At 74.5% G+C, this 11865-nt stretch carries 8 protein-coding genes; 1 reads left to right on the forward strand and 7 read right to left on the reverse strand.

Annotated features, from left to right (window positions below):
• Positions 1–439 precede the first annotated feature (439 nt).
• The 7 genes from ACQP1K_RS16905 to lysW all read right to left on the reverse strand — a co-directional run bounded on the left by ACQP1K_RS16905 (position 440) and on the right by lysW (position 10148).
• Positions 440–5788, reverse strand: coding sequence for a type I polyketide synthase (locus ACQP1K_RS16905; RefSeq protein WP_433496675.1), 5349 nt, complete (start codon positions 5786–5788; stop codon positions 440–442).
• Entirely contained in the window at positions 5781–5999 is a 219-nt protein-coding gene (locus ACQP1K_RS16910) for an MbtH family protein (protein WP_433496676.1), read from the reverse strand. The genes ACQP1K_RS16905 and ACQP1K_RS16910 overlap by 8 nt, the downstream gene beginning before the upstream one ends.
• 57 nt (positions 6000–6056) lie before the next feature.
• Positions 6057–6878 (reverse strand): SDR family oxidoreductase, encoded by an 822-nt coding sequence (locus ACQP1K_RS16915; protein WP_433496677.1) that lies wholly within the window; start codon positions 6876–6878, stop codon positions 6057–6059.
• Positions 6878–8011 (reverse strand): M20/M25/M40 family metallo-hydrolase, encoded by a 1134-nt coding sequence (locus ACQP1K_RS16920; protein WP_433496678.1) that lies wholly within the window; start codon positions 8009–8011, stop codon positions 6878–6880. Before ACQP1K_RS16920 ends, ACQP1K_RS16915 begins: the two co-directional genes overlap by 1 nt.
• Entirely contained in the window at positions 8004–8867 is an 864-nt protein-coding gene (argB, locus tag ACQP1K_RS16925; protein WP_433496679.1) for an acetylglutamate kinase, read from the reverse strand. The genes ACQP1K_RS16920 and argB overlap by 8 nt, the downstream gene beginning before the upstream one ends.
• Before the next feature lie 48 nt (positions 8868–8915).
• A complete protein-coding gene (gene argC, locus ACQP1K_RS16930) occupies positions 8916–9896 on the reverse strand; it encodes an N-acetyl-gamma-glutamyl-phosphate reductase (protein ID WP_433496680.1) in 981 nt (326 codons plus the stop codon).
• 72 nt (positions 9897–9968) lie between these two features.
• A complete protein-coding gene (gene lysW / locus ACQP1K_RS16935) occupies positions 9969–10148 on the reverse strand; it encodes a lysine biosynthesis protein LysW (RefSeq protein WP_433496681.1) in 180 nt (59 codons plus the stop codon).
• Positions 10149–10520: 372 nt separating this feature from the next.
• On the opposite strand from lysW, the gene ACQP1K_RS16940 reads away from it, so the two are divergent.
• Positions 10521–11858 (forward strand): DegT/DnrJ/EryC1/StrS family aminotransferase, encoded by a 1338-nt coding sequence (locus ACQP1K_RS16940; RefSeq protein ID WP_433496682.1) that lies wholly within the window; start codon positions 10521–10523, stop codon positions 11856–11858.
• Positions 11859–11865 lie beyond the last annotated feature (7 nt).

Consider the following 11865-nt stretch of genomic DNA (forward strand, 5'->3'; position numbering starts at 1 on the left):
GAGTGGCTTCCCCTCGGCGGTTCGACGTCAACGAATACCGGCCGGCCCAGAGCCGTGCGCTCCTCCCGGCCCGTTCCCACCGCGGGTGCCGGTGGTGTGGACCCCTCTCACGCGATCACGAGGCGGGACCAACTGTCGACAGTGACACCCACACAACAGACTCCATAGTCTTCGTAGTGATAATACTACATACTCACATCATTGTCCTGCCCGATCCGGGAGCTTCCGCCGCTTCCGGACTCCCGGCCGACCAGGGGTTTCACCGCTTCGGTCACATGGGGGCGAGAGACCGCCGCACGTGTCGTATCTGTGCCGTCCATCGATCCGTTCGTCCCCCGGCACGCGCCCGGGAGCGGCCTCCCGGGCTCCGGCGAGGCCCGCGGCGGTGAGATCGTCACCGCCGCGGCCCGCTCACCCGGTCGTCCATCCGGCCCCGCGGTCAGCCGACCGTCTCCGCCACGGCTGCCGCCCGCACCGGCGGCTCCGGCGGCTCCGGCGCCGGTGGCGGGTCCTCCCCGGCGGGGTCGCCGGCCGAGGCGACCTCGGCCGCGAGGTGGTCCGCCAGCGCGCGCACGGTCGGGTTGCTCCAGAGGATCGTGGGCGGCAGATCCACCGCGAAGCACCGGTGCAGCCGCACCCTCAGGGCCACGGTGAGCACCGAGTCGACGCCGAGTTCGAGCAGCGGCCGGTCGATCGCGATGTCGTCCGGCGCGAGGTTGAGCTCGGCGGCCACCTGCTCGTGCGTCTCCGCCAGCACCTTGTCCGCCAGCTCGTGCGGCGGCACCGCCGACCAGTCCACCGCACCGCCGCCGGAGCCCTCCGCCCCGGCCTCGGTGGCCGACAGACCGGCGAGCACCGGCAGGGTGTGGTCGGGCATCACCCGCATCACCGCCACGTACGGCAGATCGAACCGGTCCGCGTAGGTCCAGCTCCGCAGCGCCTCGGTGACGGTGATGCCGCCCAGCCCGCGGGACTCGGCCTCCAGGATCGTCGTCCTCGCCGTGCTCTCGCCCATTCCGCGGCCGATCCACTGCGCCCACCCGAAGCTGGCCGTGCCGGTCTCGCCCCGGGCCCGCCGCAACGCGGCCAGCCCGTCCAGGAACGAGTTCGCCGCCGCGTAGCTGACCTGGCCGGTGAGCCGGACCAGCTGGCCGCACGAGGAGAACATGGTGAAGAAGTCGAGCGTGCCGGCCGGGAACAGGCGATGCAGGACCATGGCTCCGTCGGCCTTCGGTCCCATGGTGGCGTCCAGGTTCTCCGCGCGGGTGTTCTCCACCAGCGCGTCGGACACCACTCCCGCACAGTGCACGATGCCCCGCACGGGCGGCATGTCCAGCACGCCGGGATCGAGCGCCCGGGCCGTCGCCCCGGCGTCGGAGACGTCCAGCCGCAGCACCCGCACCGTGGCGCCGGCCTCTTCCAGCGCGACCACCTCGGCGATCCGGGCGGCGACCGCCGGGTCGCTCACCCCGCCCCACTCCGACCGCGGCGGCAGTCCCCGCCTGCCGATCAGCACCAACCGGCGTGCGCCCCGCTCGACCAGGTGCCGCGCCGCCTCCAGGCCGAGCGCGCCCAGGCCACCGGTGACCAGGTACGTTCCGTCCGGGCGGCAGTCCGCCGGCTCGCGCTCGGCGGGCCGGTCGATCTTACGCAGCCGGGCGGCGAACACGCCCTCCGGGGTGACGGAGAGCACGTCCTCGGCGGGCGGCAGGGCTCCGATCAACGCGGCGGCCGATTCCGGTCCCGCGCCCTCGGCGATGTCGATCACGCCGCCCCACAGGTCGGGACGCTCACCGGCGACGATCCGCCCGGCGCCCCACAGCGGGGCGTGCGCCAGCGCGGCCTCGGACGCTCCGGCGCGCGCCCCCTCGGTGAGCACCCATACCGCGGGCCTGCGCCGCGCGTCCGGGATCGCCGCCACCCGCCGCACGGCGTCGAGCAACGTCAGCGTGCACCGGCGGGCCGCCCGCTCGGGCGACTCCCCCGGCAGCAGCGCCGGCGGCGCCACGATCACCGCGTCCCCCCCGGCGAGCAGGCCGTCGCCGATCGCGGCCGGATCCGCCACCGCACGGCACTCCACGCCACGCAGCGCGAGCGCCTCGGTCAGCGCGGGCCAGCCGCCGGACCGCCCCACCAGCAGGGCCCTGCCCGGCACCGGCGCGCCGGTGGGAACCTCCACCGGCTCCCAGCCCAGCTCGTGCACCAGCTGGCGCGGGCCGACAGCGCCGGAGCCGACGTCCTGCACCTTGACGTAGCGCAGCCCCCTGGCCTCGCACACCACCGCGCCGCTCTCGTCGGCCACCACCATGTCGATGGTGTCCAGCGTACGCGGGTCGCGGGTGGTGTGCACCATGATCCGGCCCGGTGGGGCGCCGCGGAAGGCGATCCACTCCAGATGCGACGACGTGCGCAGCACGGTCGAGTCCTCGCTCATCACCAGCACGCCGCTGGCGGTCAGCGCGGCGTCGATCACCGCGGTCCAGCTCGACGGGTGCAGCTTCGGGGTGTGGTCCACGGTCACCGTGGCGAACTGCTCGTCCTCACCGCGTACCAGCTCCTCCACCACCCAGGGGAAGGTGTAGCCGTCCACGCCCATCGCCCGGAAGATCCCGTCCACCTTCGCCCAGGTCCAGGACACCGGGCAGCGGGACCGGATCACGTCCGGGTCCTCCATGGGGGTGTCCCCGACCCGGGGCTCGCGTACCACGGTCGCGGTGGTGTGGGTCAGCCACTCGTCGTCGTGCGCGGCCCCGCCGTCCTGGTCGCGCTTGATCCGGCTGGCGATGCGGACCTTGTCCTGTTCCATCACCACCTGCACCACCCGCGGCGGGTGCGCCGCCAGCGGGATGCGGAACACCACGTCGCGCAGCCCCCAGGACGCCTCGCCTTCGCCGGCGGCGGCGCCGACGAACGAGTTGAGCACCACGGAGGCGGGCACCGTCTCCACTCCGACGACCATGTGCGACTGCACATAGGGACGGTTGGACATGTCCAGCTCCGTCTGCCAGACCCGCTGCACCGGGGCGCTGGCGACGGTGGTGCCGCCGCCGACCAGCGTGTGCGAGTCCGGGTCGTGCCCACGGCCCGCTCCCCGCTCCGGCGGCGTGTCCGGGAAGATCCAGTACGGCCGATGCTGCCAGCGCACCCCGGGGACGTCCACCAGATCACCGCTGTACGACCAGGCGACCGGGGCGCCCAGACAGTGCAGCAGGGCCAGGTTGGCCAGCATCGTGCGCTGCTCCGGCAGGTCCCGGCGCAGGGTGATCGCCACCCGGGCGTCGGGCACCCCGGCGTGCAGGGCGGTCTCCGTGATCGAGTGCGCCACCACCGGATGCGAGGAGACCTCGAGGAACACCCGGGCCCCGTCGTCGAGGGCGGCCCGTACGGCCTGGTGGAAGCGCACGGGATCGGCCAGGTTCGCGACCCAGTAGCCGCCCTCGCGCGGCGTGCCGGAGCGCGGGTCGGCCATGGCGGTGCTGTAGAGCGGCACCCGGGGGGCGGTGGCGCGCAGTTCGCCGGCGGCCCGCGCGACCTGCTCCAGGACCTCCACCACGTGCGGGCTGTGGAAGGCGACGTCGGTGTTCACCCTGCGGGCCTGGACACCCTCGGCCGCCAGCTCGGCCACCAGGGCGTCGACCGCGTCGATGTCACCCGAGACCACGGTGGACAGGGGGCTGGCGGCGATCGCGGCGACCACGCCGTCCCGGCCGGCCACCCGCAGCCCGGCGTCGTCGAAGGCCATCGGCACCATCGCCATCGCGCCGCGCCCGGCCACCTGCTCCAGCGCGCGGGCCCGGCGGCAGGCGAACCGCGCCGCCTCGGCCCGGTCCAGGCAGCCCGCCACCGTCGCGGCCGCGATCTCGCCCACCGAGTGCCCGATCACCGCCCCCGGGCGCAGGCCCAGGTGCGACCACGACTCGGCGAGGGCGACCTGCATCGCGAAGGTCATCGCCTGGGTGCGGGTCACCGTCCACGGGCCGCCCGCCTCGATCGCCTCCCGCGCGGTCCATCCCAGCTCCTCCGCGTACACCGGGGCCAGTTCGTCGATCACCCGGGCGAACACCGGTTCTGCGCCGAGCAGTTCCCGGCCCATCCCGGACCACTGCGAGCCGTGCCCGGAGAACACCCAGACCGGTCCCGCGGCTCCGCCATCGCCGAACTCGGAGGCCGCCCCCGACCGCACGGCCGGCGAGCTCTCGGCGTTCGCCAGCGCGTCCAGCCCGGCGAGCAGCTCGGCGGCGTCGCCGGCCACCACTGCGGCGCGGCGGGCCAGGTGTGAACGGCGGACGGTCAGCGTGTGGGCCAGCGAGTCCAGGTCGGCTCCGGGGTTCGCGCGCACCCAGGCGGCCACCGCGCCCGCCAGGCCGCGCACGCCCTGGTCCGAGGCGGCTGACACCGGGAACACCCACGGCCGGGCCGCCCGCCCGGTGCGGCCTCCCCGGCCGTTCACCACGCCGGCGCGCGGCGGCGCCTGCTGCAGGACGGCGTGCGCGATGGAGCCGCCCACGCCGTAGCTGGAGACCCCGGCGCGCCTGCCGTACACGCCCTGGGGCCACGGCGTCGTCCGGCCGACCAGGCGCATCCCGTTGGACTCCAGGTCCAGCTCGGGGTCGACCTCGTGATGCAGGCTGGGCGGGATCTCGCCGTGCCGCATCGCGAGCAGCACCTTGAGCACGCCGGCCATGCCGGATGCGGCCTCGACGTGACCCACGTTGGGCTTGAGCGTGCCGATCAGCAGCGGGTCGGCGCCGTCGCGGCCCGGGCCGAAGACCCGGCCGAGGGCCTGCGCCTCCGCCGCGTCGCCCAGCCGGGTGCCCGTGCCGTGCGCCTCGACGTACTGCACCGTACGCGGGTCGATCCCGGCCCGCCGGTAGACCTCCTGCAGCATCCGCCGCTGCGCCTCGCCGTTCGGCGCCATCATCCCGTCGGAGCGGCCGTCCTGGAACACGCCGCTGGCCAGCACCAGCCCGTGCACCGGGTCGCCGTCGCGGACCGCGTCCGGCAGGCGCTTCACCACGAGGACGACGCCGCCCTCACCGCGCCCGTAACCGTCGGCCGCCTTGTCGAACGCCTTGCTGCGCCCGTCCGGCGCGGTCGCGGAGGCCGCGTCCAGCGCGACCACCAGGGCCGGCGAGGCCATGATGTTGATCCCGCCGACGATCGCCAGGTCGGTCTCCCCGTTGCGCAGGCTCTGGCACGCCACGTGCAGGGCGGTCAGCGAGCCGGCGCAGGCGGTGTCCACCGCCATGCTCGGGCCGTGCGCGTCCAGGAAGTACGAGATCCGGTTGGCGATGCCGTAGAAGGTGGTGCCGTTCACCGCCCAGGCGCCCGTACGGCCCAGGTCCTCGAGCAGCCGGCGGCCGTAGTCGTTGGAGTTCGCCGCCACGTACACACCGGCGTTGGAGCCCGCCAGCGAGGCCGGCGGCAGTCCGGCGTCGCACAGCGCCTCCCAGGCCAGCTCCAGCATGATCCGCTGCTGCGGGTCGATGTACTCGGCCTCCCGCGGCGTGATCTGGAAGAACTCGGCGTCGAAACCCTCGATGTCCCGCATGAACGACCCCTTGCGGGTGGTCCTGCGCAGGATCGCGCGGGTCTGCGGGTCGATCTCGTACGGATCCCACCGCCGGGCGGGCATCTCCCCCACCGCGCTGCGCCCGGCGCGCAGGAACTCCCACAACCGGCCGGGAGAGTCGAGGTCGGGGGCGAACCGGCAGCTCATGCCGATCACCGCGAGCGCCTCCCCGGCCGGATCCCGGGTCACCGGAGAGGTCCGCGAATTGTCAGGCAACGCGTATGCCTCCTTCTTCGCCCATCGCTCGACGCAGGCTCAGCGGCCGCAGGTCGGTCCACACCTCGGCGATGTGCGCCAGGCAGTCGTCCTTCGGCCCGGCGAACCCGTCGGCCGTCCAACCGTCCGGTATGTCCCGCCCGGCGGGCCAGATCGAGTACTGCTCCTCGTGGTTGCGCACCACCACGTACGTGCGTTCGTCCGTGCTCACTGTCACTCCCATCGCGTGCCGCCGGCGGCGCCGGCCTGTCGGTCGGTCGTTTCCGGTTCAGTGGGCGGTGAAGCCGCCGTCCACCACTAGTTCGGTGCCGGTGACGCCACCGGAGTGCGGGCCGGCCAGCCACAGGCAGGCCGCGGACACCTCGGCCGCCGTGACCAGCCGGCCGATCGGGTGCAGGGAGGCGGAACCGCGCTCGTAGTCCCGCAGTTCCGCGCCCATCGCCGCGGCCACCGCCCGGGTGCTGCGGGTGCCGAGCGCGGCGTCGTCGGCGACGGTGCTCGGGCACACCGCGTTGGCCCGCACGCCGTACCGTCCGTACTCCAGCGCGATGGACTTGGTCAGCCCGATCACGCCGTGTTTGGCGGCGACGTAGCCGGCGTACATCTCGAAGGCCACCCGGCCGCCGGTGGACGCGGTGTTCACGATCCGCCCGCCGCCCTGTTCGACCATCCGCGGCAGCACCGCCCGGCAACACCGCCAGGTGCCGCTCAGGTTGACGTCCAGCGCGAGCAGCCACTGCTCCTCGGTCAGCTCGTGCACCCGCCGCCCGCCGGGCCCGAGTATCCCGGCGTTGTTCAGCAGCACGTCGATCCGGCCGAACTCGTCCAGCCCCGCCGCCACCGCCTTGTCCACGCCGGACTGGTCGCGCACGTCGGCCACGCCGGTCAGCACCCGGCTGCCGAGCCGGCGGCAGGCGTCGGCGGTCTCCTCCAACTCGCGCCTGCCGGACATCGGATACGGTCCTGCGTCCGGATCGCAGAGGTCCACCAGGATCAGGTCCGCGCCCTCCGCTGCGAACGTCAGCGCGTGCGAGCGGCCCAGCGCGCGAGCCGCTCCGGTGATCATTGCGACGTTCCCGTCGAGCAGCATCAGGCCTCCAGGGGGTGAGCGCGAACGTGCGGCACGCGGGCCAGGTGCCGCGCGAGCCTGGGCAGGGCGAGCGAGAGCACGTCGATCGCGCGGTACAGGTCGCTGAGCGGGATGTGCTCGTCGCTGGTGTGGTCGAGGTGGGCGTCTCCCGGTCCGTAGGCGGCCATCGGAACCCCCCACGGGTCGAGGGTGTTCATGTCGGAGGTGCCGGCCTTGAACTTGAGCGCCGGACGGGCCCCCTGGGCGGCGATCGCGGCGCGCAGGTGACTCACCACCGGATCGGCGCGCGGCCGGGTCACCCCGGGGACCCGCTCGTCCACCCAGATCCGGCTGTGCGGACGGCCGCGGGCGAAACGCTCCAGCGCGGCGAAGTCGAACCCGGGCGGCACCCGGCAGGTCAGGAACGCCTCGGCCCTGGCCAGGTCGCCGTCCAGCCGGGTGAGCGTGCCGGTGGCGACGCCGAACGCGACCGGGTCCTGCTCCCGCGACAGCCCGCGCAGGTAGCCCTGCACGTCCTGGGCGAAGCGGACGGCCCGCTCCACGGCGGTCGGCTCCGGGCTGCTGGTGTGCAACGGCGGCTGCCGCATCTCGTAGCCGATGCCGATGCGGCCCTTGTAGCCGAGGCAGACACCGTCCCAGCCGCTCGGCTCGCCGATCACCACCGCCGCCGGGCGCGGTACCGTGGCCATCACGTACCGGGCCCCGCGCGAGCCGGCCACCTCCTCGCCGACCGCGCCGACCACATGCAGCCGCACCTGGCCGGTACGCGCGGCGGCGCAGATCATCGCCACCATGGCGCCCTTGGCGTCCACGGAGCCGCGGCCGTACAGGAGGTCGCCGACCTGGCACACCGGCACCCTGCCCGGGACGGTGTCGATGTGCCCGAGCAGCAACACCGTGGGACCGGCTGCCGGGCCGATCACGCCGTGCACGTTGCCGGCCTCGTCGATGTGCGAGGCGAAGCCGAGCGCGGTCATCTGTTCCGCCAGGAAGCCGGCGACCGGCAGTTCCCCGCCGGAGACCGAGGGGATGCCGATCGCGGCACGCAGCAGCCAGGCCGGGTAGTCGCCCCGCAGGTCGCGCGGGCCGACCCGGCCGGCGGCCCGGACGAGGGAGGTCCGCCGGTCACCCATGCCGCCCTCCCTCGCGCACCCAGGTGCCGTCCCCGTCGAGCGCCCGCCGGATCGGCCGCCGGCGGTGGGCGGCCGCGATGGTCACCAGGGCGACGGTCCCGCCGGCCCGCAGCCCCGCCCGCACCTTGTGCCGCATCCGGCCCCGTACGACGTCCCCGGTCAGGTGGTGCGGGCCCACCTCGGGGATCCGGCTGGACGGGTCTTCGGGGTCGGCCAGGACCCCGGCCACGTCGGTGAGCAGCACCAGGGCGGACGCCTCCAGCGCCGCGGCCAGGCGCGCGGCCACCTCGTCGGCGTCGACGTTGAGCAGCTCGCCCGCCACGTCGACGGCCGGCGGGGACACCACGGGGACGTCCCCGCGTTCCAGCGCAGCGCGCACCAGGGTGGGATCGACGTGCTCGATCCGGCCGGACCTGTCGTCGCGGATCAGCATGGTCCGCCCGTCCCGCACCGACCGGATGGCCGGTTTGCGTGACGCGGTCACCAGCGCGCCGTCGGCGCCGCTCAGGCCCACCGCCCGCGCGCCGCGCGCCGTCAGCCCGCTGACGAGTCGCGGCTTGACCTGCCCGAGCAGGGCCATGGTGAGCACCTCGATCATGGCAGGGCAGGTGCGCCTGCTGTGCGTGCCGTCCGGGGACTCGATCACCTCGCGCCGTACGCCGAGCCGGTCGGCCAGCCGGTCGGCGGCGGCGCCGCCGCCGTGCACCAGCACCGTCGGCAGGCCGGCCGCGGCCCGTTCCGCCACCTCGTCGAGCACCGGCCCCGGGTCGGCGCCGCCGCCGATCTTGACGACGATCACACCGCCGGAGGCGGCGGCCGGCGCGGCCCCCGCCGGGGCCCGAGCCGGGTCGCTCACGTCTCCGCCCCGTTCATGTCTCTGGCCGTCACGTCCCGCTCTCTCCGATCAGGCAGGGTGCAGGCCGGGGAACCCCAGGCCCGCGTCCTCCGGTAACCCCATGGCCACGTTCAGGCTCTGCACTCCACCGCCGGCCGCCCCCTTCACCAGGTTGTCCAGCGCGGCCACCAGCACGATCCGCCCGCCGTCCTCGTCCACAGCGCATCCGATGTCCACGAAGTTGCTGCCCGACAGGAACTGCGGATCCGGCATCCGGTGCACCCCGCGGCCGCGCGCCACCACCCGGACGAACGGGAGGTCGCGGTACGCGCGCCGCAGCACCCGCAGCACCTCCTGGCGGGTGACCGGCCGCGTGGGCGTGACGTGGCAGATCACCTGCACACCGCGCACCGCGGGGACGGCCGTCACGGTCATCCGCGCCCGCACCCCCGCCAGCGCGGCGATCTCCGCCTCGTGCCGGTGACCGGCGGGCCGATAGACCCGGAAGGCGTGGCCGCGCTCGGCGTGATGCGAGGCCGGCACCGGCTCGGCTCCGGAGCCCGAGGAGCCCGCACGGGCGTCCACCACCACGTCGCCGGCCACCAGCCCGGCCCGCCGCACGGGAGCCAGGGCCAGTACGGCGGCGGTCGCCGTACAGCCGGGAACACTGATCCGGGTGGCGTTCACGAGCTCACCGGCGAACAACTCGGGCAGGCCGGTCCGGTACGGGCAGCCGGACGCCGAGAGGGCGCCGCCCCGGAAGTCGGGGCTCAGGTCCACGATCGTCCCGGCCCGCTCGGCGACCCCGGCCTCCACCTGCGCGGCGGCGCCCGCCGGCAGCGCCAGGAAGGCGGTGTCCACCCGGTCCAGCTCCTGCGGGGCGTGGAAGGTCAGCCCGAGGTGATGCAGGTTGGGGTGCACCTCCGCCACCGGCCGGCCCGCGTGCCGGCGCGAGACGGCCTGGACCAGCTCCAGTTCCGGATGGGCGTGCACCAGCCGCAGCAGTTCGCCGCCGGTGTAGCCGGCCGCGCCGAGGACGCTCACCTTCACCGGGCAGGTCCTCCGTGGTCCGCCATCGGGCCGGCGGCCGATGGTCCGGGACGGCGTGGCCTCGTCCCGTCGCTACTCACCCCAGTCCTCTTCGACCTCGGGGGCCAGCGCCAGCACCACGGGATCGACGGCCACCACCTCGAGTTCGGTCGAGCACTGCCGGCAGATCACGATCTCGGCGACCATCAGGTCATCGGATCCGGCCACTGTGCCCTGGCACTCTGGACACTGCGCACTCAGTGCAGTAGTCATGGCTTGCCTCCCGCAGATTGCGTGACTACTGTCTATATTCACAACACTGCAAAAACTAACACATGCTTCAACGACAACACACCCCTGAGAAATCCGCACTCTGAGAGATCGGGCTTGATCGCCCGCGGACACAGCCGAGGCGATCGCAACCTGCCGGGGTCTGCCTCAGTCGCGGTTCTGGCTGCTTCACATGCTTTTATGGCGCGATCAGGTGGGAGGCTCAGCCGGTGATGAGCGTGTTACGGAGTCCCACGGCGGGGGTGGTCCCCGCCGTCGGCGTCGCCCCGCCGGCCCGCCGGCGCCGGGATGACGACTATGCAGAGTCTACATCGCGGCACATCGCGTCTCGGGAACGACAGTGTGGAGACTTCGGTGGGTGAGCCCGCACGTGCCGCGCTCCGTACGCCCGGCGCCGGCCTCGCCCTGCTGGGCGGGCCCAGGGCCGTGCCGAGGGACGCCCCGGGCGGCCGCTGGCCGATCGTCACCCCGGAAGACGAGCAGGCCGTGCTCCGGGTGCTGCGCAGCGGACGGCTGAACGCGGCCACAGCGGGAGAGACGGAGGTCGCCGAGCTGGAGGAGGCGTGGGCCCTGGCGACCGGAACCCGGCACTGCGTCGCCGTGGCCTCCGGCACCGCCGCCCTCCACCTGGCCCTGCGCGGCTGCGGGATCGGTCCGGGCGACGAGGTGATCGTACCGGCGCTGACCATGAACGCGACGGCCCACGCCGTGCACGCGGCCGGCGGCACCGCCGTGTTCGCCGACGTGGAACCGGACACCTACACCATGGACGCGCTGAGCGCCGCCGCCGCCGCCGGATCGCGCACGGCCGCGCTGCTGCCGGTGCACCTGCACGGCCTGCCGGCCGACATGCCGGCGCTGGGCGAGCTGGCCGGCCGGCTGGGCGTACCGGTCGTCGAGGACGCGGCCCAGGCGCACGGGGCGCGGCTCGGCTGCCGCCGGGTGGGCGGGCTCGGCACGGCCGGCTGCTTCAGCCTGCATCCCCACAAGAACCTGCCGACCTGCGGCGAGGGCGGGCTCATCACCACCGACGACGACGACCTGCGCGAGCAGCTGGTCCGGCTGCGCAACTTCGGCGAGCCGGAGCCGTCCGGCACGCGCAGCTACATCGCCCACCGGACCGCGTTCAACGCCCGGATGGCACCGGTGGCCGCCGCGTTCGCCCGATCCCAGCTGGCGCGCTTCGACGAGAACGCCCGCCTGCGTGAGCCGGGGATCCGCGACCTTCTCGATCGGCTGGCCCGGCTGCCCGGGCTGCGGGTGCCGCGTGTCCCGGCCGGGCGGACCCACTCCTGGCACATCCTGCGTCTCATGCCCGAGCCGGAGGAGCTCGGCCTCGGCCCGGAGCATCGGGCCGGCCTGCGTGCCGCCCTGCACCGGGTGCTGCGGGCCGAGGGCGTGCCGGTCTCCCAGTACCAGGTCGCCCCGCTGCCCGCGCATCCCGCGTTCCGGCGGGCCGGGCCGTCCGGGCCGGTCCCGCTGGAGGAGGTGGCCGAGCGCTTCCCGGTGACGGTCGCCGTCGTCGAGGGGTCGCTGTGCCTGCAACGGCGGCATCTGGACCCGGCCGCGGGGCCGCTGCTGCGGCGGTACGCCGACGGTTTCGAGAAGGCATGGCGGCACCTGGACCTGATCCGCCGGATGGCCGTCTCCCGCCCGGCCCCCGGCTGGCGCGAGACGCTGAGCCGCGGCTGACCCGCCC

The sequence above is a fragment of the Sphaerimonospora sp. CA-214678 genome, assembly GCF_050942215.1.
GTDB lineage: Bacteria > Actinomycetota > Actinomycetes > Streptosporangiales > Streptosporangiaceae > Sphaerimonospora.